This window comes from Micromonospora sp. NPDC085948, assembly GCF_040686315.1.
Lineage (GTDB): Bacteria > Actinomycetota > Actinomycetes > Mycobacteriales > Micromonosporaceae > Micromonospora.
On sequence record NZ_JBFBJW010000001.1, the window covers coordinates 644,473 to 669,909 of the forward strand.

The 25,437-nt window shown below is 72.6% G+C and carries 29 protein-coding genes, 1 tRNA gene and 4 pseudogenes; 12 read left to right on the plus strand and 22 right to left on the minus strand.

All coding sequences use genetic code 11. The annotated features are described in order from the left end of the window. Positions 1 to 90 precede the first annotated feature (90 nt). Both AB0O48_RS03085 and AB0O48_RS03090 read left to right on the plus strand, forming a co-directional pair. The gene (locus tag AB0O48_RS03085; protein WP_357241247.1) at positions 91 to 546 is read left to right on the plus strand and encodes a MaoC family dehydratase; all 456 of its coding nucleotides are present in this window, start codon (positions 91 to 93) and stop codon (positions 544 to 546) included. 62 nt (positions 547 to 608) lie between these two features. Next, a pseudogene (locus AB0O48_RS03090) lies at positions 609 to 737 on the plus strand (peptidase); the annotation flags it as partial. 78 nt (positions 738 to 815) lie between these two features. Here the strand turns inward: AB0O48_RS03090 and AB0O48_RS03095 are convergent. Continuing rightward, complete coding sequence (locus AB0O48_RS03095) at positions 816 to 1,085, minus strand: hypothetical protein (protein ID WP_357241244.1); 270 nt, start codon at positions 1,083 to 1,085, stop codon at positions 816 to 818. A gap of 200 nt (positions 1,086 to 1,285) precedes the next feature. On the opposite strand from AB0O48_RS03095, the pseudogene AB0O48_RS03100 reads away from it, so the two are divergent. Both AB0O48_RS03100 and AB0O48_RS03105 read left to right on the plus strand, forming a co-directional pair. Continuing rightward, positions 1,286 to 1,766, plus strand: a pseudogene (locus AB0O48_RS03100) (4-phosphopantetheinyl transferase). Positions 1,767 to 1,844: 78 nt separating this feature from the next. Beyond that, positions 1,845 to 2,210 (plus strand): hypothetical protein, encoded by a 366-nt coding sequence (locus AB0O48_RS03105; protein ID WP_365062555.1) that lies wholly within the window; start codon positions 1,845 to 1,847, stop codon positions 2,208 to 2,210. An 81-nt stretch (positions 2,211 to 2,291) separates the two neighbouring features. On the opposite strand, the gene AB0O48_RS03110 is transcribed toward AB0O48_RS03105, so the two are convergent. After that, positions 2,292 to 3,299, minus strand: a complete 1,008-nt coding sequence (locus tag AB0O48_RS03110; RefSeq protein WP_365062557.1) for a hypothetical protein — start codon at positions 3,297 to 3,299, stop codon at positions 2,292 to 2,294. A 495-nt stretch (positions 3,300 to 3,794) separates the two neighbouring features. Between AB0O48_RS03110 and AB0O48_RS03115 the strand changes: the two genes are divergently transcribed. Both AB0O48_RS03115 and AB0O48_RS03120 read left to right on the plus strand, forming a co-directional pair. Then, positions 3,795 to 4,583, plus strand: a complete 789-nt coding sequence (locus tag AB0O48_RS03115) for a hypothetical protein (protein ID WP_365062560.1) — start codon at positions 3,795 to 3,797, stop codon at positions 4,581 to 4,583. An 88-nt stretch (positions 4,584 to 4,671) separates the two neighbouring features. Further along, on the plus strand, positions 4,672 to 5,418 hold the full coding sequence (locus tag AB0O48_RS03120; RefSeq protein WP_365062562.1) for a hypothetical protein: 747 nt from the start codon (positions 4,672 to 4,674) through the stop codon (positions 5,416 to 5,418). A 171-nt stretch (positions 5,419 to 5,589) separates the two neighbouring features. Here the strand turns inward: AB0O48_RS03120 and AB0O48_RS03125 are convergent. The 6 genes from AB0O48_RS03125 to AB0O48_RS03150 all read right to left on the minus strand — a co-directional run bounded on the left by AB0O48_RS03125 (position 5,590) and on the right by AB0O48_RS03150 (position 12,226). Beyond that, positions 5,590 to 5,663, minus strand: a tRNA-Ala gene (locus AB0O48_RS03125). Between the two features lie 269 nt (positions 5,664 to 5,932). After that, complete coding sequence (locus tag AB0O48_RS03130; RefSeq protein ID WP_357572095.1) at positions 5,933 to 6,715, minus strand: hypothetical protein; 783 nt, start codon at positions 6,713 to 6,715, stop codon at positions 5,933 to 5,935. Between the two features lie 180 nt (positions 6,716 to 6,895). After that, entirely contained in the window at positions 6,896 to 7,546 is a 651-nt protein-coding gene (locus tag AB0O48_RS03135; protein WP_357241219.1) for a GNAT family protein, read from the minus strand. A 79-nt stretch (positions 7,547 to 7,625) separates the two neighbouring features. Continuing rightward, the gene (gene glp / locus AB0O48_RS03140; protein WP_357241216.1) at positions 7,626 to 8,939 is read right to left on the minus strand and encodes a gephyrin-like molybdotransferase Glp; all 1,314 of its coding nucleotides are present in this window, start codon (positions 8,937 to 8,939) and stop codon (positions 7,626 to 7,628) included. Then, on the minus strand, positions 8,936 to 9,898 hold the full coding sequence (locus AB0O48_RS03145) for a UTP--glucose-1-phosphate uridylyltransferase (RefSeq protein WP_357241213.1): 963 nt from the start codon (positions 9,896 to 9,898) through the stop codon (positions 8,936 to 8,938). The genes glp and AB0O48_RS03145 overlap by 4 nt, the downstream gene beginning before the upstream one ends. 9 nt (positions 9,899 to 9,907) lie before the next feature. After that, on the minus strand, positions 9,908 to 12,226 hold the full coding sequence (locus AB0O48_RS03150) for a diguanylate cyclase (RefSeq protein WP_365062565.1): 2,319 nt from the start codon (positions 12,224 to 12,226) through the stop codon (positions 9,908 to 9,910). 85 nt (positions 12,227 to 12,311) lie between these two features. On the opposite strand from AB0O48_RS03150, the gene AB0O48_RS03155 reads away from it, so the two are divergent. Then, positions 12,312 to 12,989, plus strand: coding sequence for a 5-formyltetrahydrofolate cyclo-ligase (locus tag AB0O48_RS03155; protein WP_365062567.1), 678 nt, complete (start codon positions 12,312 to 12,314; stop codon positions 12,987 to 12,989). After that, positions 12,986 to 13,192 (plus strand): annotated as a pseudogene (locus AB0O48_RS03160) (FmdB family zinc ribbon protein); the annotation flags it as partial. The gene AB0O48_RS03155 and the pseudogene AB0O48_RS03160, both read left to right, overlap by 4 nt. A 14-nt stretch (positions 13,193 to 13,206) precedes the next feature. Here AB0O48_RS03160 and AB0O48_RS03165 read toward each other — a convergent pair. Next, positions 13,207 to 13,464 (minus strand): hypothetical protein, encoded by a 258-nt coding sequence (locus AB0O48_RS03165; protein ID WP_365063302.1) that lies wholly within the window; start codon positions 13,462 to 13,464, stop codon positions 13,207 to 13,209. 302 nt (positions 13,465 to 13,766) lie between these two features. On the opposite strand from AB0O48_RS03165, the gene AB0O48_RS03170 reads away from it, so the two are divergent. Next, positions 13,767 to 14,378, plus strand: coding sequence for a flagellar biosynthesis protein FlgA (locus AB0O48_RS03170; RefSeq protein WP_357241205.1), 612 nt, complete (start codon positions 13,767 to 13,769; stop codon positions 14,376 to 14,378). Between the two features lie 29 nt (positions 14,379 to 14,407). On the opposite strand, the gene AB0O48_RS03175 is transcribed toward AB0O48_RS03170, so the two are convergent. Further along, positions 14,408 to 14,587 carry a hypothetical protein gene (locus AB0O48_RS03175; protein WP_357242431.1) on the minus strand — a complete coding sequence of 60 codons (180 nt, stop codon included), beginning with the start codon at positions 14,585 to 14,587 and terminating at the stop codon, positions 14,408 to 14,410. A 105-nt stretch (positions 14,588 to 14,692) separates the two neighbouring features. Between AB0O48_RS03175 and AB0O48_RS03180 the strand changes: the two genes are divergently transcribed. Next, entirely contained in the window at positions 14,693 to 15,025 is a 333-nt protein-coding gene (locus AB0O48_RS03180; RefSeq protein ID WP_357241202.1) for a hypothetical protein, read from the plus strand. Between the two features lie 6 nt (positions 15,026 to 15,031). On the opposite strand, the gene AB0O48_RS03185 is transcribed toward AB0O48_RS03180, so the two are convergent. Continuing rightward, positions 15,032 to 15,514 carry a hypothetical protein gene (locus tag AB0O48_RS03185; protein ID WP_357242351.1) on the minus strand — a complete coding sequence of 161 codons (483 nt, stop codon included), beginning with the start codon at positions 15,512 to 15,514 and terminating at the stop codon, positions 15,032 to 15,034. Between the two features lie 185 nt (positions 15,515 to 15,699). Here AB0O48_RS03185 and AB0O48_RS03190 point away from each other — a divergent pair. Further along, a pseudogene (locus tag AB0O48_RS03190) lies at positions 15,700 to 16,008 on the plus strand (transcriptional repressor); the annotation flags it as partial. 60 nt (positions 16,009 to 16,068) lie between these two features. Continuing rightward, positions 16,069 to 16,932, plus strand: coding sequence for an oxygenase MpaB family protein (locus AB0O48_RS03195; RefSeq protein WP_365062570.1), 864 nt, complete (start codon positions 16,069 to 16,071; stop codon positions 16,930 to 16,932). A 21-nt stretch (positions 16,933 to 16,953) separates the two neighbouring features. Here AB0O48_RS03195 and AB0O48_RS03200 read toward each other — a convergent pair whose 3' ends face one another. The 11 genes from AB0O48_RS03200 to AB0O48_RS03250 form a co-directional block, all read right to left on the minus strand. Further along, a complete protein-coding gene (locus AB0O48_RS03200; RefSeq protein WP_365062572.1) occupies positions 16,954 to 17,874 on the minus strand; it encodes a PD-(D/E)XK nuclease family protein in 921 nt (306 codons plus the stop codon). 44 nt (positions 17,875 to 17,918) lie between these two features. Beyond that, positions 17,919 to 18,533, minus strand: a complete 615-nt coding sequence (locus AB0O48_RS03205; RefSeq protein WP_357241193.1) for a MarC family protein — start codon at positions 18,531 to 18,533, stop codon at positions 17,919 to 17,921. A 41-nt stretch (positions 18,534 to 18,574) separates the two neighbouring features. Beyond that, on the minus strand, positions 18,575 to 19,447 hold the full coding sequence (locus AB0O48_RS03210; RefSeq protein WP_365062574.1) for a PHP domain-containing protein: 873 nt from the start codon (positions 19,445 to 19,447) through the stop codon (positions 18,575 to 18,577). A 61-nt stretch (positions 19,448 to 19,508) separates the two neighbouring features. After that, the gene (locus AB0O48_RS03215) at positions 19,509 to 20,768 is read right to left on the minus strand and encodes a hypothetical protein (RefSeq protein WP_365062576.1); all 1,260 of its coding nucleotides are present in this window, start codon (positions 20,766 to 20,768) and stop codon (positions 19,509 to 19,511) included. Further along, positions 20,765 to 21,547, minus strand: a complete 783-nt coding sequence (locus AB0O48_RS03220) for a SigE family RNA polymerase sigma factor (RefSeq protein ID WP_365062578.1) — start codon at positions 21,545 to 21,547, stop codon at positions 20,765 to 20,767. Before AB0O48_RS03220 ends, AB0O48_RS03215 begins: the two co-directional genes overlap by 4 nt. Positions 21,548 to 21,650: 103 nt before the next feature. Further along, the gene (locus tag AB0O48_RS03225; protein ID WP_357241182.1) at positions 21,651 to 22,526 is read right to left on the minus strand and encodes a PH domain-containing protein; all 876 of its coding nucleotides are present in this window, start codon (positions 22,524 to 22,526) and stop codon (positions 21,651 to 21,653) included. A 6-nt stretch (positions 22,527 to 22,532) separates the two neighbouring features. Next, a complete protein-coding gene (locus tag AB0O48_RS03230) occupies positions 22,533 to 22,691 on the minus strand; it encodes a hypothetical protein (RefSeq protein ID WP_007455302.1) in 159 nt (52 codons plus the stop codon). A 116-nt stretch (positions 22,692 to 22,807) separates the two neighbouring features. Next, positions 22,808 to 23,554 (minus strand): DUF6758 family protein, encoded by a 747-nt coding sequence (locus tag AB0O48_RS03235; RefSeq protein WP_365062581.1) that lies wholly within the window; start codon positions 23,552 to 23,554, stop codon positions 22,808 to 22,810. 10 nt (positions 23,555 to 23,564) lie between these two features. Continuing rightward, complete coding sequence (locus AB0O48_RS03240; protein ID WP_365062583.1) at positions 23,565 to 24,188, minus strand: RNA methyltransferase; 624 nt, start codon at positions 24,186 to 24,188, stop codon at positions 23,565 to 23,567. Between the two features lie 51 nt (positions 24,189 to 24,239). Further along, positions 24,240 to 24,755: a hypothetical protein gene (locus tag AB0O48_RS03245; RefSeq protein WP_357241173.1), complete on the minus strand. Its 516-nt coding sequence runs from the start codon at positions 24,753 to 24,755 to the stop codon at positions 24,240 to 24,242. A gap of 117 nt (positions 24,756 to 24,872) precedes the next feature. Beyond that, complete coding sequence (locus AB0O48_RS03250; protein WP_357241170.1) at positions 24,873 to 25,388, minus strand: MaoC family dehydratase; 516 nt, start codon at positions 25,386 to 25,388, stop codon at positions 24,873 to 24,875. Positions 25,389 to 25,437: the final 49 nt, after the last annotated feature.

Sequence of the window (25,437 nt, forward strand, 5' to 3'; positions counted from 1 at the left end):
CGCCGCGACCGGGGCGCGCGCGATCAGGCCACCGCTGCGGTCGGCCCGGTCGCGGAACACGGATAACTACTGTGGAGAGGTGCACGGGGGATGGGATATTTCGACAGCATCGACGATCTGCTCGGCCACGACGGCGAGCAGATCGGTACGACCGAGTGGCACCAGATCGACCAGAAACAGGTCGACGAGTTCGCCGAGGTGACCGGCGACCACCAGTGGATCCACACCGATCCGGTACGGGCCCGCGACGAGGGCCCTTACGGTGGCACGATCCTGCACGGGGCGCTGACCCTGTCGCTGTGCACCGCCTTCCTCGGCGAGATGGTGCAGGTGGCCGGGGTCAGTCACGTGGTCAACGTCGGCTTCGACCGAGTCCGGTTTCGCGAGCCGGTGCCGGTCGGATCCCGGCTGCGGGCCACCGCCAAGCTGATCGGCGTCCGCCGGATGGGCGATGGCGCCCGGGTGATCGTGCAGGTCAGGGCGGAAATCGAGGGCTCGGCGAAGCCGGCTTGTGTGGCCGACCAGGTGCTGGTGTTCTATGGCTGACCCGGCGGCGCCGGCTTCCCCGGGCTCGGCGGCACGGCCTTCTCCGGCCGATCGGGCACCGACCTGCCCAACCTGACCTGGGCGCGCCGATCGACGTGGACCTGCTGGTCGGCACCATCGCCGACCGGGGCGCCTCGACCGACGACGGCGAGCTGGCCGCGCCGCTGGTGCCGAACACCAAGGCGGGCACGCGATAACCCGGCGGCCGCGGCGCCGCTGAGGCGTCCGGCCCCGCTGGTGGCCCCGCCCGACGGCGGGGCCACCAGCGGTCAGCCGCGTCGAGGTCGGCGGGGCAGCCAGCCGATGAAGCGGTCCTGAAGCGACATCACCGGGGCGGTGCGCAGGTCCTCCGTGGCCGCGGCGAGGCAGGAGCCCAGATAGACGCTGAGCATTGCCCGATCACTGCCGTACTCGGCCAACAAACGGCTGCGTTTGGTCGCGCACGGCCACTCGTCACCGCAGGAGCCGCAGCTCCAGCAGGGGGTCTTCGGGGCGTGGTCTTCGGCCCGCACCCCCGCCCGTTCGGCACCATCGGTCATCGCACGTCCTTCCAATGTCCACGGGACTGGCCAGCAGCGGTGCCCGGCCAAGGTTCGATGGTGGTCCCCCCGGAGCCATCAGAGAGGGCGGCACGCGGCCCTCCGGTGTTACATCCTTGCGGTACCTTCTCCGGTTGTGGGAGTCGGAAATTTGACGCTTGACCCGATACTCCATTCCTACCGACGGGTAAGCCAGCGCGATGCGTGACCTGTTGCCGCCGACGGTCGCGGTGGCCGTCGCCGGGCCGGCCGACCGGGTCGGCGAGCTGCTCGCCGCCGAGCAGGCGTGCCTCAGCGACCAGGCCGTGCCGACCACCGGAGGGACTTCACCGCCGGGCGGGTCTGCGCCCGTCGGGCGCTGACCGAGCTCGGCCTGCCACCGATCGCCGTGCCGGCCGCCGCCGACCGCGCGCCGGTCTGGCCGGCGGCACCTTCTGGCCGATCGTGCTGATCAGTGCCAAGGAGACGGTCTACAAGGTCTCGCATCCGGTCGTCGGGAGCTGGTTGGATTTCCAGGACGCCCGACTGGACATCGATCCCGACGCGGGCACGTTCACCGCCCGGATCGCACCGGCCCGGCTGGACGAGGCGGGGGTCGACGATCCGCCGGCGTCGATCAGCGGCCGTTTCGTGGTCGTCGACGGGTTGGTCCGCACCGCCGCGGTGCTCCCCCTGCGCTGACCGCCGAGGGCCATCGGCCCCGCACGGTAGCGTCGGTGGAGTTCGCGAACCGCACGTACCGAGGCGTCAAGGAGTACGGTGACCCACCCCCAGCCCACCGTCGGGCCGCACCACCGTCAGCAGTCGAACCTGGAACCACCGGACCGCCCCGTTCCAGCAACACCGCAGCCGCCGTTCTCGGGTGCCGCGTATCCGGCGGCCGGCGCTGGGCACCCCGGCACCGGTCAGGGTTTCCCGATGACCGGTCTGCCGGGCTATCCGCTCGTCGCACCGGCGACGGCACGGACACACGCCTCCAAGAGAACCGCCGTGGTCGTCGCGATCACCACGGCCGTGCTCACCCTGCTCTGCTGCGCGGGCGGCATCGTAGCGGCCGTCGTGAGCACCAACCAGGACGACGACACCAAGACCAACACGATCGGGACCACCGGCCGGAACTCGTAACCCAGGCGCGGGGCGGCCGCGCGTGCAGTGTGGGCGGGCACCCGTACGGGTGCCCGCCCACACTGTCAGTTGTCCGTGGTGTCAGCAGCCCGTCCAGCGCACCGGGGTGACTCGCTCCCCGTTGCGGAACCCGACGATGGTGCCCGTGTCCGAGATGGAGCGCGCACCGATGCCCACCCCGTCGCTGGCGCCCGGCAGCACCCGGGAGGTCGCGCCGCGCACGACCCGGTCAGCGCCCACCACGACGCCCTTGGCGTTGACGTCCTCCAACGACGGCCACTGCGGGTCGAGCGTCGTGTACGAGCCGTCCCGGAGGTTCCAACGCACCGGGACCCAGATGCTGTCCGGCAGGTCGACATGGCCGATCGCCCAGTGACCGGCCGCTTCGCTGACGTAGGACATCTGCGCGCCGGGGACCGTGAGTGCGTCGTACCGGCCGTTCGGCCGGCGGACCCAACTGGTCCAGTACCCGAAGTCACCGGCGGTACCGACGATGGTCCCGTTGGCGGTGATCCCTCGCGGCTGGGCATTGGCCGGGGCGTCGAGCACCTCGACCGTGCCCGGCCGAGCGGCCGGCCAGCGCACCGCGAAGTACTCCCCGGTGTCGATGTCATTGCCGAGGCCGACGATGTCGCCGGCCGTATTGATGGCGGTGACGTAGATGCCCGTGCCGGACGGCACCACCGGCAGTTGCTCGACCCGGCCGTCGCGGTACCGCCACGGCTGGCTGCTGTTGCCCCAGCCGTTGCCGATCACGACGCCGTCGGCGTTGACGTCGGCAGGGGTCGCCATGCTCGGCGCCTCGACCTCGGTGAGCCGATTCCGGTCCCAGAACAGCAGCAGGTACTGGTTGTCGGTGCCCTCTTTCCGTAGGGCCGAGCCGGCGACGAAGCGGCCCGTCGGGTCGATGACGTTCGCATCGGCACGGTAGGTGTCGGTCGGGTACGGCAGCGTGCTGATCTTGCAGGTGCCGAGGGCGGCGGCCCTGGGCGCGGCGGTCGCCGGTGCGGAGACAGCGACGCCGAGAGAGGCGGTCAGCAGGCCGGCGGCGGTGACGCCGGCCAGCGTCCGTCGAGCGGTGTGAGTCATCTTTACTCCCCGTGTAAGCCCGGGTGAACCCGAGCGCCGATTACTACTGGTGTCACCCGCGGGTGGACCGTCCGGTTGCGGGGTGTCGGCGAGATGACAGCAGCGGAATCACGCGGACCTACGGTGCCCACTGTTGAGCTGGGGGAACGACCGGCCCGCCAGCGCGTACCGAATCTCATGGTCCTGACACGCCTCGGCCAGGGGATACGGCGTCGCCGCTGCCATCCGGGCACCGCCCGCCGGATTCGGGGCGTACGCGGCGACTGGTGGCGGACGCTCCTCTTTGTTCGGCTTGTCGCACCGGCCGATTATGACCATCAATCCGTGCCGTAATGAGCTGACAGTAACCGCCGGGCAACCGCCCGTGCGGCTGTCTCGCCTCAGAGAGGAACGGGGATGCAGGGATCCTGGCGTAGGGCGGCACTCACAGCCGCCCTGTCGATCGTTTGTGTGTCGGGTGGGTTGGCCCTTACCACGCCCGCACAGGCGCAGATCGTGGAGTCCGGTTCGGTCTCCTTCGACGGCGACCCCGGTGACTACATCACCGGCGGGGCCTCCTACTCGTACTCCACCGACGACAACGACCAACTCACGGCGGACAGTCCGCTCGACAACAGCCGCGTGACGGTCAGCATCAGCGGTTACAACGGCGACCAGTGGTCCCTCACCTTCGACGCGCCCGGCAGCGCGGCGCTGGTGCCGGGCACCTACGAGACAACGAGCCGATACCCGTACAACGGGGCCGGACCCGGCCTCGACCTGTCCGGCAACGGGCGGGGCTGCGACGACGCGACCGGCATCTTCACGATCAACAACGCGGTGTTCGGCTCCAACGGCTACGTACAGACCCTGGACGCCACCTTCGAGCAGTACTGCAACGGCGCGACGGCGGGTGCTCGCGGCGAGGTGCACATCGCCAACCCGCCACCGCCTGAGCGGCTGCAACTCGCTCTCGCCGTGGCGACCGACGGCATCGCCCACCGGGTGAACGGCAACGCCGTCCTGCACGGCACGGTGACCTGCAGTCAGCCCATCTCGGTGTCCGTGGACGGCACGGTCACGCAGATCGTTCGGAAGGTGCTGGTTCGGGGCAACTTCTCCACCCAGGTGACCTGCACCCCGGGCAGCCAGATCCCGTGGACGGCCGCGGCCGTCCCGACCGGCACCACCCCGTTCGGCAAGGGGCTCGCCGAGGCCATCACCCGGGCCATCGCCTACGACATCCCGTACGACGAGTACGTCTTCGTGACCGACACCTCGACCGTCAGGCTCACCCGGTCCTGATCCGTCCCGCCTGGCGGCCGGCACGACCCGGCCGCCAGGCGCTACGGTGGCCGGGCCCACGACGGAAGCACGACGAAAGATGGCACAGATGGCTGCCAACCCCGTGCACACCGCGCCTAGTCCGGCGGTCACCACGGCGCACCGGTCACCGTCCTCGCTGGACTACTACCTGGTCCTGCCTCGACCCGACGACCCTGACCCGCCCAGCGGGGTCGCGGGGCTCGTCGTCGAGGAGTTCACCCGGGAGCACGACCACGTCAGCACGGGCCTGGACAGCGCGGGCTGGACGCCGACCGCCGGCTGGTGGAGTTCCGCCGCCCTCAGCCGGAGCATCCGCACCGACCCGGACACGTCGGCGCGGGTGGTCCCCACGTCTCGCGTCGAGGCCGAGGGTCACTACCGCAGGCTCGGTGGCGGGCAACTGCCCGACGACACGGAGCTGCGCTCGTACTTCCTCGTCCACCAGCCGATTCCGACCGCCGCGCCGCTGCGGCTCGGCCCGGCACAGCCGCCGGCCGGCTGGCACGAGCGGCGCGTCTACCGGGTCCTCTTCGCCAAGGATCTCCGTCCGGACCAGGTGACGAGCCTCCGGGCGAGCTGGCGTACGCCGGTTGACGCCACGGGCGCATCGGCCGCGAGCGGTCACCTGGAGAAGGGCGGCGACCGGTTCGACTGGGAGCTACGGCGGGTCGCCCACACCCGGGCCTGGGCTCTCGACGTGACAGTCCTGCTGGTCGCCGCCGCCGACGGCGCGGTGGGTTCGACCCTGTCCGACCTGACGACAGTGCTGCGACAGCACGGTCTGATACCCGTGACGACCGAGCGGTTCAGCTAACTGTTCCAAAGGCGGAGGATCACCCCCGTCTTGCTGTCGTCAGCCCTCGGGCAACCATGCAAATCTCCAGCGGGCGGAACGCTAGCTAGAGGCGACTTCGACTGTCGCACTTCAGGGGTGCGAAACCGGAAAAGACCGTTTCCGACTCGCGGAAACGGTCTTGACGTGGGGTGGAGCTGAGGGGATTTGAACCCCTGACCCCCTCGATGCGAACGAGGTGCGCTACCAGTCTGCGCCACAGCCCCCCACCGGCGAACCGGCTTCGGTCCCACCCGGCTTACACCGGGCGGGCCGGCAGCAAGGCTAACAGGTCGCCGGCCCTCACCGCGAATCCGCCCCCGGTGCGGCGCTCGACCTGGCCCGGAGATCCACTCGCGTTAGAGGAACCCGGGGCATTCGGGACGCCCCGACACCCCGATTTCCGGGAAATCGAGTCGATCAAGCGCCCGTCGGCTGGGCACCAGGCCGGGCAGCCGGCCAGCACGAGGCGCCGGCCAGCACGGGATGCCGGCGGTCAGGCGCCTCGGCCGGCCTCGTAGGGGCGCCCGCGGAGCCCGCCGGCCCGTCGGTACGAGACCGAGCCACCGTTGACCGCCGCCGGCAGGTCGCCGGGGCGGTCCAGGCCCATGGCGGCTCGGCGCACCCCCTCGCGCTGGGCGGCCAGGCGGCGCTGGGCCTCCCGGCGGGCCGCTGCGCGGCGGGCCTGCTCCCGGCGTACCTCGGCCTGCCGGGCGGCCAACCAGGCGGCCTCCCGGGCTCGGGCGCGGCGGCGGCGACGCCCGGCGAGGGCGCGACCTCGCAGGTGGACGACGTACATGGTCAGGAGCAGGAAGGTGACCGCGAAGCCGATCCAGAACCCGGGGCTGGCGAACAGCACGCCGATCAGCTCGACGACGTTGAGCAGCAGCAGGGCGGCGAGCACCCGGCGACGCCGGTACACGGCCGGGGTGTGCTGACGGCGGGACGACGGGCGGCGGCGGGATCGCTTCGATGCGGGTGGCACGGCGCGCAGTCGACCGGAGCGGCGGCCCGCCGGCGGCCCGGAGACCGGCGCGGTCAACGCTCCGGTAGTCGCGTCCTCGCTCAGGGTGACGACTAGTGAGCGCGGCGGGTGGACCGGCTGCCGCCCGGGGACAGTACGTCGCCGCCGGCGGCGCTGGAGCACCCGCGCCGTCGACTGCGCCCGCTCCGCCACCAACCGCTCGGTGGCGTCGTACCGGCGAACCAACGCCGGGGCCAGGGCGAGCAGGCCGGCGGCGGCGAGGACGGCGAGGAGCACCGAGGTCGGCACCCTCACCCCTCCCGTCACCGAATTCGGAGCAACCGCCACCCCACCGCAGGATCTTCCACCGATCGCGCCTAGGTGCGTGGATCGTCCGGCCGGAGAGCGCTCGCCGCAACTTGCAGTTACTTGAGGTTACGGTGGACCGACCAGGAAGCCGTCGCGCCGCGCCGATCCCGTGCGTGGGACAGCCTCTCAGCGGGCGGAGGCGCGGACCCGATGCCAGCGGGCCAGCAGGCCGCCCTCGGCAGCGATCTCCTCACTCGTCATCGCGTATCCGATGTGGTCACGCCAGGCACCGTCGATGTGCATGTAGCGCACGTGGTACGACTCCTCGCGGAATCCCAGCTTCTCCACCACCCGCCGCGACGGCCGATTCTCCGGACGGATGTTGACCTCCACCCGGTGTAGCCCGCCGGGGCCGAACGCGTGGTCCACGGCGAGGGCGAGCGCCGTCGGAATCACGCCCTGGCCGGCGACCCGGGCGTCCACCCAGTAGCCGACATAGCCGGAGCAGAGCGCCCGTCGCACGATGCTGCCCACGTTGATGTGCCCGACCAGCAGGTCCCGACTGCCCTCGCGGAGACAGACGGCGAAGGGCATGCCGTCACCCTCCCGGGCCGAGCGCCGCTGGTCACGCAGCACCCAGCGGAACGCGGCAGGTGAGTTCAGCTCGTCCCAACCGCCGGGCAACGACGACTCCCAGGGCGCCAGCCAGGCCCGGTTGGCCCGGCGGATCTCCGACCACGGCACCGCGTCGGAGCGCCGGTAGGGCCGCAGCAACACCGGGCCGTCCGCCAACTCCACCGGCCAGCCCGGTGGCCGCGGGGGTCCGAAGAGACTCACCCCCACAGTCTCCCGCGCGGGGCGGTGACGCGCGCAAGTGGATCCGTCAGGACCCGCCAACCGTCCGTCCGGGACACCGTCACCGGCGGCGGTCCAGCAGCAGGACGTCCACGGTAGAGCCGGCCGCGGCGGTGGTGACCCGCTCACCGAGCACCAGCAGCCCGTTCGCCTCGGCCAGCCCGGAGAGGGTGAACGGTCCACCGCTGAGTGGTTGCACCGTGTACCCGCCCCCGCGCCGCTCGGCGACGTGCGCCGGCCGGAACTCACGCAACCCGGCCGGGGACGACACGGTCTCCAGCAGGTGCGCTCGCACGCTGGGGCGGAACACCGGTTCGGCGCCGGCGAGCAGTTGGATGGCGGGACGGGCCAGCACCTCGAACCCGATCAGGGCGGCACCCGGGTCGCCGGGCAGGCAGACCACCGGCACCTCCTCGGCGCCGACCGTGCCGAACCCGAGCGCGGTGCCGGGATAGAGCGCCACGTCGGTGAACGTGACCGGCCCGACCCGGCCACCCTCGCGGCGGGACAGGATCCGGCGCACCATGTCTCCGGGGCCGGTGCCGGTGCCCCCGGTGGTGATGATGAGGTCGGCGCGCAGGGTCTGGTCCTCCAGCAACCCGCGCAGCCCCTCCGGGTCGTCGTCGCAGATCCCCACCCGGTACGCCAGTGCGCCCACCTCGGCCGCGGCGGCCGTCAGCGCGTGCGAGTTCGCGTCGACGACCTGCCCGGGCTGACTGCCCCGACCCACGTCGACGAGTTCGTCACCGGTGGCCACGATGACCACCCGCGGGCTGGGGCGGACCACCACGTGCCCGATGCCGGTGGCGGCGAAGACCGCGACCAGGGCCGGGGACACGTACGTGCCGGCGCGGGCGAGCAGGGTGCCGGCGGGCAGTTCCGCACCGGCGCGCCGGACCCCGTACCCCCGTTTGGGGGTGCGGAAGATCTCCACCGCGGCCATGCCCTGGTCGGTCCACTCCACCGGGACCACGACGTCGGCGGCGACCGGCAGCGGCGCCCCGGCGGCCACCGAGAAGCACGAGCCCGGGGTGAGTCGCACCGGCCGCCAGCTCGCCGCCCCGAGATCGCCGACCACGTTGAGCCGGATGGTCCGGCCACCGCGTGTGCCGGAGGGGGCCGGGACGTAGCTCGGCCCCCGACCCCCTCCGGAAATGTCCTCCCAGCGCGCCGCGTAGCCGTCCACGGCCGCCTGGTCGAAGGCCGGGAAGGCGTGCGGCGCGACGACGTCCTCGGCGAGGACGTTGCCGTGCGCCTGGGTGAGCTCGAGGTCGAGTGGCGGCAGCGCGCGCAACCTGCGCAGCACGCTGCCCAGGTAGTCGGCGAGCGGCGTCAACTCGTTCGCGGCCGCCTCGGCGTCGGCCGTCGCGGTCATGTACCAGATCCGCCTGCCGCGTCGGCCTTGACGAAGTCGGCCAGCCAGGACCGGAACTCGGCGCCCAGGTCCTCGCGCTCGGCGGCGATCTGCACCACCGTCTGGAGGTAACCCAGCGGCATGCCGGTGTCGTAGCGGGTGCCCCGGTAGACGATCGCGTGCACCGGAGTGCCCTCGGTGCGCAGCAACTCCATCGCGTCGGTCAGCTGGATCTCGCCGCCACTGCCCGGCTTGGTCCGCCGGATCGCGTCGAAGATCTTGCCCGGCAGCACGTACCGGCCGAGCACCGCGAGGTTGCTCGGGGCATCCTCGGGCTGCGGCTTCTCCACCATTCCGGTCACCCTGACGACCTCACCGATGTCGGTCAGCTCCGCCTCGGCGGGCTCGACGGAGGCGATGCCGTACCGCTTGGTCTCGGCCGGGTCGACCTCGAAGAAGGCGAGCACCACACCGCCGGTGCGGGCCTGCAACTCGAGCATCGCCGGCAGCAGCGGCTCCGAGGGCTTGACGAACTCGTCGCCGAGAAGCACCGCGAAGGGCTGGTCGCCGACGTGCGACTCGGCGTACCCGACGGCGTGGCCGAGCCCGAGCTGCTCGGGCTGCCGCACGGTGTAGATCTCGGCCAGCTCGCTGGGCCGACGCACCGCGGCCAGCCGCTCGGTGTCACCCTTCTCCTCCAGCCTGGTCTCCAGGTCGGGGCGACGGTCGAAGTGGTCCACCATCGACGTCTTACCCCGACCGGTGATCAGCAACACGTCACCGATGCCGGCCTGGGTGGCCTCCTCGACGATGTACTGCAGAACCGGCCGGTCCACCACCGGCAGCAACTCCTTGGGCACCGCCTTGGTGGCGGGCAGGAACCGGGTGGCCAGTCCGGCGGCCGGGATGACGGCCTTGACCGCCAGGGGACGGCCGTTCGCGGCGGCCGTCGATGAGGGGTTCGCTGAGTGCTCCGACATGCCGCGAGACTATCGGCCACGGCTCTGTCGCGGCGGGTGTGGCCCAGAAGACGCGCCGCCACCCGGCCCCGGCCGCGCGGGATCCGGGCCGGCGCGGGCCGCATCCTCGTCGATGTCCGCCGGGTCGTCGGCCGGAACGGGCCACGCGTGCGCCGGCGACCCTTCCGGTACGCCCACCGCCGGCTCCGACCGGGCGGACCCGCCCGGCTCCCGGTTGACAGGCACCGGCTGGCCGGCGCGCGGCAGCCCGTCGGGTGGGCTGACGGCACCCGCGAGCACCGGTATCTCCCGGGTGGTCACGTCCGGGCGTACCTCGGCGACCCGGTAGGTGTCGCGGCCGGCCGCCTTGGCCGCGTAGAGCGCGTCGTCGGCGGCCTCCAGCACCTCCCGGCCGGTGCTGCCGTTGTCCGGGTAGACGGCGATGCCCACCGACACCGTCACCAGCACCGGCCCGGCGTACGCCTCGACGGCGATCGGCGTCTCGCGGACCGATGCGCCGAGCCGCTCGGCCACGATCGCCGCGCCCCGCGCGTCGGTCTCCGGCAGCAGCAGCACGAATTCCTCACCGCCCTGCCGGAAGGCGAGGTCGACCTCACGGATCTCACCGCGCATCCGCCTGGCGAACTCGGCCAGCACGGTGTCCCCCGCGGCGTGCCCGTACGTGTCGTTGACGTCCTTGAACCGGTCGAGGTCCAGGGCGAGGACGCTGAGCATCCGCCCGAAGCGGCTGGCCCGTTCCACCTCACGTCGGATCGACTCGCGCAGGTAGCGGTAGTTCCACAGCCCGGTGAGCGGGTCGGTGAGGGAGAGTCGTTGGGCCTCCTCGTGCACCCGGACGTTGTCGACAGCCACCGCCGCGTGTCCGGCGAAGGTGCGCAGGGTGGCCAGGTCGTCGTCGTCGAACTCGTCGGCGCCCAGCCGGTCGTAGAGGGCCAGCACGCCGAGCGCCGCCGCCACGCCGGCCTCGTCGGCCGGGCCGGAGGATCCGCTGAGGGTGGCCGCGGCCGAGCCCGGGGTGGCGAACGGGACCGCGACGTACGTGCGGCAGCGTGGCTCGATGGACGGGGCGTCGGTCGGCTCCGCCCTTCCCCGCTGTGGCTCCCCGGTGGCGGCGACGGCGCCGACCACACCGACCCCGACCGGCACCCGGAGCGTCGGCGGCCCGTCCCCGTCCGCCTCCGGCCAGCGCCCGTCCAACCCCTCGGTGCACTGCGCGACGAGCATCCCGCCGGTCTCCACCAGCAGCACGGCGCCGGCACGCGCGCCGGTGGCGCCGATGGCGCTGCGCAGGATCACCCGCAGGATGCGTTGCAGGTCGTGCGTGCTGGCCAGGGTGTCGCCGAGCACCGCGAGGTGACCGCGGAGCTGGTCGCGGTTGCTGGTCAACGCCGCGACGTAGGAGCCGGTCTCCCGGGTCATCCGGTTGAACGCGGCGGCGAGCCGGCCCAACTCGTCGCGGCTGCGGACCGGCACCCGGGCGGTCAGGTCGCCGTGCGCGACCCGGTCGACCGCGCCAGCCAACTCGATAAGCGGTCGGGTGGTCATCCGGGCCAGCCGCCAGGCGGTCAGCACGGCGAGCAGCGCGGCCACCACGACCACCCCGATCAGCGTGGCGTGCAGCCCCGCCGGGCGCTCGCTGGGCACGGACACCACGAGCGGCAGCGGCTGCGCGTCGGTGGGCCCGATCCTGCGCACGTACCGGCCCTGGCTGGTCTCGGTCACCCGCTCACCGTCGACGGCGCTGGCGGCGGCCAGCACCGCGTCGCGTACCTCGCGGGATTCGGTCGTGTGGGTGACCCGGGCGGCGCCGGCTCCGCTGTCGAGCAGGGTGACCGCCACCCCGGTCACCGCCGCCAGCCGGGCCACGAACGCCGGGTCGACACGGTGCGCGGCGGTCACCGTGCCCAGCAGCGCGCCGGCGCGGTCGCGGAGGTCGACGTGGGCGGCCAGCGCGCGGACCGGACCTGTCGCATCCGTGGTCGGGCCGGAGCAGTCCCGCCACGGGGTCGACGGCGCCCCGGGCGACAGAAAGGTGGTCTCGCCGCTCACGTCGGTGATCAGCACCGCGGCGACCAGACCCCGGCCGATCAGTTGGGCGGCGGCGACGGACGGATCGGCGCTGAGAGCCAGCACGTCGGCGGTGGCGCGGAGCTGCTGGCAGAGCGCGTCGACCGAGGTCCGCACGGTGGACGCCGCCACCGCCAGGCGCTCGGTGGAGCGGCTGCGGTCGACGGCGCTGACGGTGGAGGCGACGAAGAGCGCGCCGAGCAGGACCGGGCCGAGCACCACCACGAGGAAGGCTGCCGTCAACCGCCCGCGTAGCGTCACTCGGTCCCCCCGGAAGTTCCGCCTCCGTTGCTTGCGATGCTGACACAGTGCAACCGTGAGAGAGGCGTTGCGTCAGGAGTGTTGCGTGGCGGAATTTTCTGATGAAGCGGAAGTGACCCGAATGGCGAAGCGGGACGCCCGCGTCGAGCTGCTCGCCCGCCGCCGGTCACTGAGCGGCCCCACTCGGGCCGTCGCCGCCGGGCGCGTGCAGGCCGAGCTGGTCACGCTGGTACGCCGGCTGCGCCCCCGCCGGATGACGGCGTACGTGCCGGTCGGCTCCGAGCCGGGCGGCGCGGACCTGCCGGAGGTGCTGCGCGCGGCCCTTCCGGCCGACGCCGAGCTGCTGCTGCCGGTCCTCCTCGAGGACCTGGATCTGGACTGGGCGGCATATACCGCCCCCGGGGCCTTGATCGCCGCCGGCCGGGGTATCCGGGAGCCGACAGGTGCCCGTCTCGGGGTGGCCGCCGTGGCGGAGGCGGACCTGGTGCTCGTACCGGCCCTCGCGGTCGACCGCCTCGGTCGGCGACTCGGACGCGGCGGCGGCTCGTACGACCAGGCACTGGCCCGGGTGCCCGAGACGACGCTGACGGTGGTGCCCCTGCACGACGGCGAGCTGGTCGAGGCGCTGCCGGCGGAGCCACACGACCGTCGTGTCCGCGCGGTCGTCACCCCCGCCGACGGGGTGCGTACGCTTGACGCCGACCCGGGTGCGCCGCATGATGTCGCGCCTCACACGTCCGCTGGACGAACCCGGGGCGAATGACGCACCATTGGCACTCGAATACGTCGAGTGCCAACTGGCTGAGCCCAGATCCGGAGGAGAACGTGCCCACGTACCAGTACGCCTGCACCACGTGCGGTCACCAGCTCGAGGCGGTGCAGTCCTTCTCTGACGAGCCGCTGACCGAGTGCCCGGCGTGTCAGGGGCGGCTGCGCAAGGTCTTCAACTCGGTCGGCATCGTCTTCAAGGGTTCGGGCTTCTACCGCACCGACTCGCGGGCGTCCGGCTCCGAGGCGACGGCCGGCGGCACGACCGGCAAGCCCGGTAAGTCCGAGTCATCGTCCTCGGGTGCGGACTCCGGGTCGTCTGGCTCGTCCTCGTCGGGTTCGTCCTCGTCGGGGTCGTCGTCGTCCGGGTCGTCCTCGTCGGGGTCGTCCTCGTCGGGGTCGGGCTCGTCGGGGTCGTCCTCGTCCGGCGGGTCGAGCGGCGGCGGCAAGGCCGCGGCGGCCAGTTCCATCTCCTGACCCGCCAGGGTCGACTCGCTCGGCGATCAAACTTTGATCCACTCGGGTTCACGGAACTCGGCCCGTCCAGGCAGGCCGGACACCCCGGCTTCCGTGACCCCAAGTCGATCAGCGGGCCGCCCTGCTCGGCACCTCCGCTCGCGTAGCAGATCGAGCCGGCAGGCGGGCGTTGTCCACAGGCCGTCGAGTTATCCACAGGCGCCGGCGAACGGCCGGTTGACCACGGCGTGAGCCGCCTAGTCTGCCGCCCACGGGTCGTCACCGCGACGCCCCAGGGCGGGAGGCGACAGAGGCGATGGGCGATCCAGACTCCGCGCGGGCGTTACGGCCACTGCGCCGACCCACCCGGCCCGGCGGACCCCTCCTGTTCCGGGCCGGAATGGTCGCCGCCCTGCTCGGCCTGGCCGCAGCCGTCCTGCACCCGCCGACCGGCTGCCCACCGCCCGCCGCGCCCTCCGACGGGCCGACGGGAGCGGCTGCCACGTCCAGACCGGACGCCGACGGCAGTCCGATCACCAACGGCAGACCGGACGACGACGGCGCGGCCGGCCCCACGGACGGTGGCGGACCGCCCGGTCCACCCCCAAGCGGCCCAACCACCGGGAGCGGCACGGCGGGTCCGCTGCCGCTGCCGAGCGGCGCCGTCGGGGTGCCGGTCCGGCTGGCCGAGCCGGCCGCCCTGGCGGTGGCCCGTCCAGGAGTCCGGGTCGACCTGCTCGTGGTGGCACCGGGCGGGGTGGGCACGAAAGCGGTGTTGCTCGCTCCGGCGGCGCTGGTGCTGGACGTGTTGGGTGCCGCCCCGACCGACAGGTCCCCGGCGCTCTATCTGGCGCTCCGTCCGGACCAGGCGCAACGCACCGTCGGGTTGCCGGAGGGCACGCGCTTCGCGATTGTCGTCCGCGACTGAGTCGCGCCGGGAGTTGGCCGCGCTCCGCGTCAGTCCCAGTGCGGAGGACGCTCGGCGAGCAGCCAGTCGTCGTTGCCAGCCGCCCGCTCGCCCCAGCCCCGGTCGGTGTCGTCGGAGGTCTGCTCGGGCAGCACCACGAAGTCCTCGCTCAGGTCGACGGTGCGGTCGTCGTCGGGCGCGGCCTGGTTGCCGGGTTCCATGGGGCTCACGAGCGGCAAGACTAGCGCAGCGAACGGGCAGTGGACCGGTCGCCGACGGTGGCGCGTCGCGCAGAAGCGGACGGGCCGCCGGTCGCGTTGGTAGCGTCGGACGGCGTGACGACCCCCAGCGGTGGCAGCACCCCGGACGACTACTGGCGACGGCCCGGCACCGGTGACGAAGCGGTGGCGGCCCAACCCCCCGCCTCGTCCACGAGCACCCCCGCGAGCGGCTATGTGGGCCCGCCGCCGACCGTGCCGCCGCCGACCGGTTGGCGGCCACCCGTACATCTGCGGCCGGCGCCGCCACGACGGCTGCCGCCGCAGGACATGGCCGAGTTGGACGTGGCTGAGCAGCGCTCGCAGCGGGTCACCTACGGCTTCGGGGTGGGGGCCGCCGTGGTGTTGGTGGTCGTGGTCTGCCTGCTCTGCTCGCGAATCATCTTCTGAAGCGGGTCAGAGGGTGGTGCCCCAGACGGCCTCGGCGCCGCTGTGGCCGGTGAGATAGACGTAGACCAGGGCGGCGATGGACAGCGCCACGACCGCCACCGCCAGCACCGGCGTGACAAGCGTCGGCAGCCGCGGCACCCGGGGATGTCCACTGGTCGCCACCAGCAGCAGAATGGCCCCGATCCCGAGCGGCACCACGATCCGGAAGAGGATGTCGCCGTAGCGGGAGTGTTCGAAGATCTGGTCGAGGATCGGTCCCTGGAAGCCCCGGGCGACAAGCGCGTCGGTGAACACCTCACCCGACTTGACGGCCACGAACGCGGTCACCGGCGCCGCCACGGCGAGGAGGCCCAGAGCCCAGTCCAGCCGGTGCCGCCACCGCGGCAGCCCCACGTACGCCATGGCCAGCACCGCCAGCAGCGGCACGAACACGACGACCGCGTGGACCACCAGGACGTGTCCCGGCAGACCGAGGATCTCCTCGAACATCGAACCCTCCAGGTGGATCATGGTCAGGAGAGCGCAGGCGTACGGCCCGACCGGCCGTCCCCAGGCTCTCGACCGGTCACACGCGCGCCGCGTCGATCGGGTTCACCGTCGGAGGCAGCAGGCCCGATCTTCCCGGGCTGTGTCGGCGACCACCCGGGCCGGGCGACGGTTGTCGATGCTCGTTCAGCCGGCGCGTCCGGGAACGCCTCGACTCGGTCTCCACCCAGGCGGCGTACGACGTGCTGGGCGCGCTGTCCCGGGCCGGGTTGTCCCGCCGGATCGAGCCGGCCGGCGGTCCCGCCCGCTACGAGGCGCGTGTCGGCGACAACCACCATCACGTGGTCTGCCGGGGCTGCGGCGAGATCGACTGCGCGGTGGGCAGCGCACCGTGTCTGGAGCCGAACGTGACGCACGGGTTCGAGGTGGACGAGGCGGAAGTGACCTTCTGGGGTCTCTGCCCGGGCTGCCGGGCGCGCCGCTCCGACGACGTGTGACCGGGCGGCGCCGACGGGACGTGTCCGACGGGGTCGGCCCGAGCGTGGCACTCTTGGGCGGTGGACTCCGATGACCTCGGCCTCTTCGGTCCAGGTTCGGTCACGTGGAAGGTGCACGAGGAGCCGATCCTGATCGTCGCCGGCCTGCGCTCGCTCTACCTCCAGGCGTTGCACCCTCGGGCGATGGCCGGGGTCGCGCAGAACAGCAACTACCGCACCGACGCGTGGGGCCGCCTGGTCCGCACCGCCACCTATGTCGCAACCACCGTCTACGGGACCACCGCGGAGGCGGAGGCGGCCGGAGCACGGCTGCGCCGACTGCACGACCGGCTGCGGGCCACCGACCTGCGCACCGGCGAGGAGTTCCGGATCGACGAGCCGGACCTGCTGCGCTGGGTGCATGTCACCGAGGTGGAGTCGTTCCTCAGCACGGCCCGGCGGGCCGGGCTGCCGCTGAGCGACGACGAGGTGGACGGCTACTACACCGAGCAGCGCCGATCCGCCGAGCTGGTCGGTCTGGACCCGGCCACCGTGCCGGGCACCGCGGCCGAGGTCGAGGACTACTACCGCGACGTACGGCCGGAGCTGCGGATGACCCGCGAGGCCGCCGAGACGGCAATCTTCCTCACCGCTCCGCCGCTGCCGTGGAAGCTCAGCCTGCCGGCCCGGTTGGGGCTCACCCTCGGCCCGCCCCGCTGGGCGTACCTGGGGATCGCCGGCACCGCCTTCGCACTGCTGCCGGCCTGGGCTCGCCGGATGTACGGCGGGCTCGGTCTGCCGACCACCGCGGTGTCGGCGGACCTGACCGTGCGCGCGCTGCGGCTCGCGTTCGCCGCCGTGCCCCGTCGTTACCTGGAGGGGCCGTTGATCCAGGCCGCCAAGGAGCGGGCCGCGCGTCACGCCGCCAGCCAACTGGCCGGCTGACCCGGCCGCCGCCACCCGAGGTCAGCCGTCGACGTGCCGGTCCATGGCCGCCCACGGCTCCTTGCCCGGCACCTCCGCGCCCGTTGGGCAGTGCCGCCGGAAGTCGCACCAGCCGCAGCGCGGGCCGGGCGCCACCGGGAACGCCTCGTCCGCGTCGGCGCCGTCGGTGACCGCCCGTTCGGCGGCCATGATGTCGCGGGCCGTCTCCTCCGCGCGGGTCAACTGCCGGGCCAGTGACTCGACGGTGTGGTCGTGGCCGGCGACCGTGCCGGTCGGCAGGTGGTGCAACTCCACCCGACGGCACGGCTTGCGGAACACCCGCTCGGCCGCGTACGCGTAGAGCGCCAACGCCTGCGAACCCCGGGCGTCGTCGGTGTCCAGGCCGGTGCGACCGGTCTTGTAGTCGACGATGACCAGCTCGGGCCCATCCGGCCCGGGTCGTGAGTCGATCCGGTCGGTGCGGCCGTTGAACGCCAGCACGGCGGTCTTGACCGCCACCACCCGCTCCACACCGAGCGGGTCCGAGTCGGCGTCAAGCGTCTCGACGTACGCCTCCAACCAGCCCAAGGCCCGTCGGTAGGCGGCCCGCTCCTGCTCGTCGTCGCGGTAACCCTCGCGGACCCAGGTGCCCTTGAGCAGGGTGGCCAGGGCTTCGGGGCGACGCCGGTCGGCGGGCAGCGCATACCAGTTCTTCAGGGCGGTGTGCACGCTGGCGCCGAGCGAGTTGTGCGCCCACGGCGGGCCCTTGGGCGGGGCCGGCCGGTCGACGTAGGAGTAGCGGTAGCGGCGCGGGCAGTCCGCGTACGCGCCGAGCTTGCTCGGGGTGCAGACGAACAGGCGCTCCGGCATGCCCTCGAAGCCAAGCTGCTCGGCATCGCCGGCGCGCTGTCGGGGAGCCCGGCCACCGGCCGCCGGCCGTCCCGCTGAGGAGGATCGTCGCACGCCTGCGATCCTCCCACCCACCCCCGACACCGTGCGGGAGCCGGTCAGGTCATGTTCACGTACTGGGTGACGAAGGCGAACACCGCGTCGGCGATGAGCTGCACGGCGATCGCGGCCAGCAGCAGGCCGGCGATCCTGGTCAGCACCTCGATCCCGCCCGGCCGGAGGATCTTCACGATGCCGCCGGAGAAGCGGAGGACGATCCACACCGCGAGCATCACGGCGAGGATCGCCAGGGCGATGGCCGTGAAGTCGCCGAACCCGTCGGCCTGCTGGACGAAGAGCATGGTCGCCACGATGGCGCCCGGACCGGCCAGCAGCGGGGTGCCCAGCGGCACCAGGGCGATGTTCGAGGTGGCGTCCGCGCTCGGGCCGTCGGTCTTCCCGGTGAGCAGTTCGAGTGCGACGAGCACGAGCAGCAGCCCACCGGCCGCCTGCAACGCCGGTAGGTCCACGTGCAGGTAGTCCAGCAGGGTCTGCCCCGCCACCGCGAAGACCACGATCACGCCCAACGCCAGCGTGACGGCCTGCCAGGCGGCCCGGTTACGGTCCCGGGCGGGCAGCGGGCCGGTCAACGCCAGGAAGATCGGCATCATGCCCGGCGGGTCGGTGATCACCAGCAGAGTCACGAAGACCTCGCCGAACAGCTTCAGATCCACGTGATCAACCTAGCCGCGCCAGAGTGGGCAAAATACTCGGATCAGCCCGAAGCGACCTCGGTCACCCCGGCGGCGACGATCCGCTCGTACGCATCGACGCTCGTGGTGAAGGCACCGAGCTGGACGGCTTTGTGGGTGCCATGGAAATCCGACGAACCGGTGACGAACAGCCCCAACTCGGCGGCGAGCGCTCGCACGTGCTCCCGTTCGGCCGGGCTGTGGTCCTCATGGTCGGCCTCGAGCCCGGCCAGCCCCGCGGCGGCCAGCTCGGCGATCAACTCGTCGGGCACCACCCGACCGCGCCGAGTGGCCCGGGGATGGGCGAAGACCGGCACGCCGCCCGCCGACCGGACCAGGTGGATCGCCCGGAACACGTCGATGTCGTCCTTGGGCAGCCGGTAGCGCTCGCCCAGCCAGTCCGGGCCGAACGCCTCCCGGGTGCTGCTGACCAGGCCGGCCCGGATCAGCGCCTGCGCGATGTGCGGGCGGCCGACGGTGCCGCCGCAGGCACTGGCCAGGATGTCCGGCCAGCTCACGTCGATGCCGTCGGCTCGCAGCAGCCCGACGATCCGTTCGCCGCGCTCCTCCCGGGCGGCTCGCACCCGGCCCAGCTCGGCCACCAGTTCCGGGTGGTCCGGGTCGAACAGGTACGCGAGCAGGTGCAGCGGCACCGCCGGCCGGGTGCCGGACCATCGACACGACAGCTCCGCCCCCCGGATCAGGCGTAGTCCCGGTGGCAACGCCCGCACGGCCGGCGCCCAGCCGGCGGTGGTGTCGTGGTCGGTGATCGCCAGCACGTCCAGCCCCGCCTCGGCGGCAGCCCGAACCAGCTCAGCCGGGGGCAGCGTGCCGTCGCTGGCCGTCGAGTGGGTGTGCAGGTCGATACGCGGGGCGGAGCCGGTACGCGAGGTCACCGTCCGACGCTACCGAGGAACAACCGAGCCCGGTTCACGGAGGTCACCTCGATCGGTCGGGTCAGAGGCCGGCCACCAGGACCGGCCGGTCCCCGGCCGGCACGCCGGAGACCGCGGCGGGGCTCGCGGGTTTCCCGGCCCGCACCCGAGCGATGTCGACCTGGACCAGCGCGCCGGCGGCGTCGAGGTAGGAGGCGTGGGACTCGTCGGCCCAGACGATCGAACCGGTGATCGGTGGCCCGGCCGAGACGGCTGTCGGGTTCGACCCGAGCCGCCGCAGGTCGACCAGCAGCGCCCGGCTGGTCTTGCCGACCCGCCCGTTCACCAGCAGCCACCGCCCGTCGGCGGAGATTCCGCCGACGCCGTCCTGGCTGAGCTCCGGCCCGCAGCCGGTCTCGACGGGGCGCAGGTGACGGGTCGGGTCGAGCACGGCCAGGCACGTCCGACCCGGGTCGGTGGAGATCTGCCCGACGAGCCGCCCGTCGGGCAGCCCACCGTAGAAGTTGAGGGTTTCCTGGTCGACGGCCTCGGTCAACGGCCCCGCGCCGGGTCGCCAGAGGGTGTGGCCGGCGTCCGCCGGGTCGGGTCGGACCAGCACACTGTCGCCGACGAACCGGACGGGCACCGCGCCGGCGGGCGCCACGGTACGCGCCGCACCGATCAATTGACCGCCGACCACCCCCGCCACCAGCAGATCGCTGCCGTCCCGCCAGGCGACCTGGCGGCTGTCCGGGGCCAGCACGATCGAACCCGCTCCGGCCAGCAGCACCTGCACCAGGCCGTCGTTCTGCACCACCCGGAGGGAGCGGCCCGCGGTGGTCCGCGTACTGACCACCAGCCAACCGCCGCCACCGGGCAGGAGTTGGGCGCTTTCGGCCGACCCGACGTCGGGCAGCACCAGCCGTCGGCCGTCGGGGCTGACAAGCGTCTCGGCCCCGAGCAGGGCCGCTGACGGTCCGGGCGAGGGATCGGTGCCGGAAGCGCTGGCTGTCGGGATCGGCCGACCGGACAGGTCCGGGTCACCGATCACCACGATGGGTGAACCCTCGCGGCCGGTCTCGGCCCCGAGTTGTGCCATGCCGGCGCTGAGCAGGACGGTGGCGACCGCCCCGATGGCCAGGCCGGCCGCGGTACGCCGCCGCCGGATCCGGTTCGCGCGGCGGATGGCCTGGCCTGCCGGGTCGACGCCCTGTGGGCGGGCGAGGGCGACCTGGCGCGAGAGGGTCTCCCGCACCGCACCTTCCATCTCGTCCGGCCGCACCTGGTAAGAACGCCGCGGGCCGTCCGTCCGGTTGTCGGGCTGGCCCGGCAATGCGCTCACTGCTGCTCCCCGGGGCCAGTGCCGACTGGCACGGGCGCCGGGGCGGAGGGGAGCACGACCTGCGGGCCGATCGGCTGCGGCGCGGCCGGGCGGGGAGTGGCCGGGCGGGGCTCGGGGCGGCCGGCCGACTGGCGTGCTCTGCGCGCGGCGGCGGCACCGGCGGTCGGGACCGGTCCGGTCGGGGCGCTCAAGCCGCCGGACCGGCCGGCCGCGGCGGCCGACCCGCCGGCGGCACCGGCAGCGGCCGGCCGACCGGCAGCACCGGCTGCGGCGGTCAGGTCCGGCGTGTCGGCGCCCATCCGACGGCGCAGCGTGGCCAGCGCCCGGGACGACTGACTCTTCACCGTGCCCGGTGAGATGTTCAGCATCGCGGCGGTCTGCGCCTCCGACAGGTCCTCGTAGTAGCGGAGCACCAGCACCGCCCGCTGCCGGGTGGGCAACTCACGGAGGTGCCGCCAGAGCAGGTCCCGGTCGAGTTGCTGCGAGATCTCGTCGACACCGGCGCGTTCCGGCAACACCTCGGTGGGGCGTTCGCCGTGCCAGCGTCGCCGCCACCAACTGGTGGACGTGTTGACCATCACGCGTCGGGCGTACGACTCGACGGCCTCGATCCCCCCGAGCCGCTTCCAGGCGAGGTAGGTCTTGGTCAGCGCGGTCTGCAGCAGATCCTCGGCCGTGGCCCAGTCGCCGGTGAGCAGATAGGCGGTGCGGAGGAGCGCGGCGGAGCGGGCCGCGACGAACTCGCGGAACTGCTCCTCCAACGGATCCCTGCTCGCCACCGCCCACCTCCACACCCCAGCCGTCCTGGCAGAGTGCCACGTCAGAGGCGTACTGGTCCATGGCGAAAGGTGCGCACTTGCTCCGATGTTCGGTCGGAAACCTTCACGCCCCGTCGTCGGCCTTGGCCTCGTCGGCCTCCTTGCCGAGCCGAGCCTCGACTGCCTGCGGCTCGTACATCTCCTCGACCACACGCAGGTAGAGCTCGTTCGGGTTGGGCAGATTCTTGACCTCGCGGAGCGCCTGTTCCTGGCCGGCGGACTCCAGCACGAAGGTGCCGTAGTTGAGGGCGCGCCCCGTCGGCGTCTGCTCGTACTTCATGTCGGTGACCCGGACCAGCGGCATCATCGCCACCTTGCGGGTGACGATGCCGTTGACCACCATGACCCGCTTGTTGGTCAGGATGAAACGGTCATACCACCAGTCGGCGACCTTCCACGCCACCCACCCCATCACCGCGAACCAGAGCAGCACGGCGATGGTGGTCAGCGCGCCCACGTCGTTGCCGGCGAGGAAGCCGGAGAGGTAGCCGAGCACGAAGGTCGCCGCGACCCCGATGAGGAGCGGGTTGGTGAGGTGGATCCAGTGCCGCTTCCACTCACCCCGGTAGCGCTCGGTGGGGAAGAGGTAGCGGGCGACCAGCGAGCTGGGCTCGTCCTCCAGGGGCAGCACCCGTCGAGGAGTCGCGCCCGTCGCGTCGGCGCGCAACCCGGCCAGCTCGTCCTCGGAGATCTGCGGCTGCTGGTAGCCGGCCTCCGGGTCCCGGATCCACGCTCGACCCGAACGACCCTGGCCGGCGTAGCCGGGCCCGTCGCCATAGCCGACGTCGTCCGAAAGGGACGGACCGTCGGACAGGCCGGGACCGGCCCCGTAGTCCGGGCCGTCATCAGGCCCGATCCGTGGGATCGGCTCAGTGTCTCGCTCGCGACGTTCCCGGTCGGGGTCGTCCGGGTCGAAGGGTGGACCGGAAGGGCTGCCCATCGGCGGTTAAGCGACGAGGCTGGTGAAGAAGTCGCCGAACCCCTGGGCGATATCCATGATCCCGCCGCCGAGCGACTTGAACACATCCGCCGCCGAGTTTGGCCGGTAGGCGACGAAGAAGATCAAGAATGCGATTCCGGCCCAGGTGAGGACCTTCTTGACCATGGCGGGCCATCCTCTCGCGCGGCGCCGGGTCCCATTACCGCAGCGGCACCCAGAGTATCAGTGTGGTGTCGTACAGTGAAGATCTGCGTCCGTTCTCCGTCAACCCGGAAAGCTTGTCAAGCCCTCCCGGGTAGGTACGGGGACGGTGCGCCGTACACGAGCTCGGGCGGAGTCCACTCGGTCAGGTCGTGTAACACGACGTCTTCCGCGAGGAGATGACCCGCACTCGCCGGCCAGGCTATCGCATGGAGCCACATTCCCCGAGCTTCGCCGGCGTACGCGCTTCGATCCGTCGGAGAATTAACCAACCACAGTGGAGTCGGATGGCCGCCGACCTTGATCTTCGCCTGTCCGACGTGGTCGGGGTGACCTGGCCCCGGGTCGGTCAGCGCGCCGATTAACTCCGGCCCCGGGTCCGGGCCGGCCAGCCCGGCGAGTCGGGTGCCCAGGCCCACACCGGGTTCCTCGGCCACGAAGACGAGATCCGCCGGACCACCGCCGAGTGGCGCCGGACCGGCGCAGGCCACCGCGGTCGCCCGCACTCCCGTCCGCTCGTCCCCGGCGTACGCCACGCCGGTGAGTGTCCAACCGGGGGGCAGCGGCCACGGGCACCACAACGGCGTCACCGGTGGATCGCCGGTCGCGGTGATCTGCTCCACCACGCTCGCCACGATCTCCGCTCCGATGTGCTCGGGCACGTGCAACGGCGGCACCGGGCCACAGCGCACGCACCTCGAGTCGGTGTGCATCAGATCCGGCGCCCGTACCGGGCCCCCGCATCTCGGACAACTCACCGCGACACTCACATCCCCACCGTCTCCCCGGACCGCCGGCACGTCAAGCCGGAACGTCCGATTCGGCACCGTACGTGGGTCAGTCCGGCGGCGCGTCGGCGTGCGCACGGATCCAGGCGTGCATCGCGATACCGCTGGCCACGCCCGCGTTGATCGACCTCGTCGAGCCGTACTGGGCGATCGAGTAGAGCTGGTCGCACGCGGCGCGGGCCGGCGCGGAGAGACCAGGCCCCTCCTGACCGAACAGCAGCACACAGTGCCGGGGCAGGGTGCCGGTCTCCAGCGGGAGCGAGCCGGGCAGGTTGTCGATGCCGAACACCGGCAGTCGCCGATCGGCCGCCCAGGCGACGAACTCCTCGATCGTCTCGTGGTGTCGCACGTGCTGGTAGCGATCGGTCACCATGGCGCCGCGCCGGTTCCACCGGCGCCGCCCGACGATGTGCACCTCGGCGGCGTTGAACGCGTTGGCGTTGCGGACCACCGTGCCGATGTTGAAGTCGTGCTGCCAGTTCTCGATCGCGACGTGGAAGCCGTGCCGGTGCCGGTCCAGGTCGGCGACGATCGCCTCGTGCCGCCAGTAGCGGTAGCGGTCGACGACGTTGCGCCGATCCCCCTCCGCCAGCAACTGCGGGTCGTAGCGAGGGTCGTCCGGTGGGTCCCCCGGCCAGGGGCCCACGCCCACCTCAAGCTGGTCGTCGGTCACGATCACCAGAGGGTACGGACCGTGCCGGCGCTCGGCGCGACGGCCTGCCGGTCAGCCCAGACCGAGCGCGGCACCGAGTCGGTCCAGGAAGCGCCGGTCCGCCGGGGTGGCGGGCTGGTCCACGCGGCGTTCGCCGGGGCCGGGCACCGCGCGGCAGACCCGGGCCGCGACCGACTGCACCCACTGGCGGTACGCGGCCGAGTCGGCGGGGTCGGCGCGCCGCCCGAGGACGCGACTCGCCGCCCGACAGGCGGCCAGCAGGTCCACCAGGTCGGCGAGGCGTTCGACCGGCGGCGACGTGCCGTCGTGCCGGGCGTAGATGGCGGCGACCACCGCACGGACCAGGTCGCTGTCGGAGGCTCGGCCCGCGGCCACGGCGTCCAGGCCGGTCAGACCCGCCAGCACTCCTCGATCCGGGCGACCGGGGCGGGGCGCCGCGGTGGCCACGAGAACGCGACCGGGCAGGCTGATGAGCAGATCCCACTCGGCGGCGGAGTAGACAGCGGTGGTCAGGGGTGCGGCTCGACGGCCGGCAGAGGGCGGCTCTCCGGCGACGGAGTGGCTCATCGGAACCTCCGGCGTCAGCATATGTCCCCCGCGACCCGGACAGCGCCCCTTCGCCACACAACCCGCTGACGGGTGAGCTGGGCCGGAGTACGGGCGGCGGTCGTCCCGCCGCGCCGCTCAGCGTGGCTCGGGGAAGCTGGGCCGCTCCGGATCCACTCCCTCGGGGGCGGCGGCGGCCGCGTACTCCCGCTTGGGGACCATGACCTTGCGCCGGAAGACGCAGACCATCGTGCCGTCCTGGTTGTATCCGCGGGTCTCCACCGACACCACGCCCCGGTCGGGCTTGGAGCCGGACTCACGCTTGTCCAGCACGGTGGTCTCGCCGTAGATGGTGTCGCCGTGGAAGGTCGGCGCGACGTGCCGCAGCGACTCGACCTCGAGGTTGGCGATCGCCTTCCCACTCACGTCCGGCACCGACATGCCGAGCAGCAGGGAGTAGATGTAGTTGCCCACCACGACGTTGCGCTTGAACTGGCTGGCTGTCGCGGCGTAGTGCGCGTCCAGGTGCAGCGGGTGGTGGTTCATGGTGAGCAGGCAGAAGAGGTGGTCGTCGTACTCGGTCACGGTCTTGCCCGGCCAGTGCCGGTAGACCGCGCCGACCTCGAACTCCTCGTAGTAGCGGCCGAACTGCATCCTGGTCCCCTTCGACGGGCGGCGATGGAGTTCGGCACAGCATGCCTTA

Coding starts and splice junctions, on each gene's coding strand:
- AB0O48_RS03085 (WP_357241247.1), top strand. CDS start 91: ATGGGATATTTCGACAGCATCGACGATCTGCTCGGCCACGACGGCGAG.
- AB0O48_RS03230 (WP_007455302.1), bottom strand. CDS start 22,691: ATGGTCAAGAAGGTCCTCACCTGGGCCGGAATCGCATTCTTGATCTTC.
- glp (WP_357241216.1), bottom strand. CDS start 8,939: ATGACCGCGACGGCCGACGCCGAGGCGGCCGCGAACGAGTTGACGCCG.
- AB0O48_RS03120 (WP_365062562.1), top strand. CDS start 4,672: ATGGCTGCCAACCCCGTGCACACCGCGCCTAGTCCGGCGGTCACCACG.
- AB0O48_RS03145 (WP_357241213.1), bottom strand. CDS start 9,898: ATGTCGGAGCACTCAGCGAACCCCTCATCGACGGCCGCCGCGAACGGC.
- AB0O48_RS03185 (WP_357242351.1), bottom strand. CDS start 15,514: ATGTTCGAGGAGATCCTCGGTCTGCCGGGACACGTCCTGGTGGTCCAC.
- AB0O48_RS03170 (WP_357241205.1), top strand. CDS start 13,767: ATGGGCGATCCAGACTCCGCGCGGGCGTTACGGCCACTGCGCCGACCC.
- AB0O48_RS03225 (WP_357241182.1), bottom strand. CDS start 22,526: ATGGGCAGCCCTTCCGGTCCACCCTTCGACCCGGACGACCCCGACCGG.
- AB0O48_RS03165 (WP_365063302.1), bottom strand. CDS start 13,464: ATGGAACTGGCCGCCGCGGCCTTGCCGCCGCCGCTCGACCCGCCGGAC.
- AB0O48_RS03110 (WP_365062557.1), bottom strand. CDS start 3,299: ATGACTCACACCGCTCGACGGACGCTGGCCGGCGTCACCGCCGCCGGC.
- AB0O48_RS03250 (WP_357241170.1), bottom strand. CDS start 25,388: ATGCAGTTCGGCCGCTACTACGAGGAGTTCGAGGTCGGCGCGGTCTAC.
- AB0O48_RS03245 (WP_357241173.1), bottom strand. CDS start 24,755: ATGAGCCACTCCGTCGCCGGAGAGCCGCCCTCTGCCGGCCGTCGAGCC.
- AB0O48_RS03095 (WP_357241244.1), bottom strand. CDS start 1,085: ATGACCGATGGTGCCGAACGGGCGGGGGTGCGGGCCGAAGACCACGCC.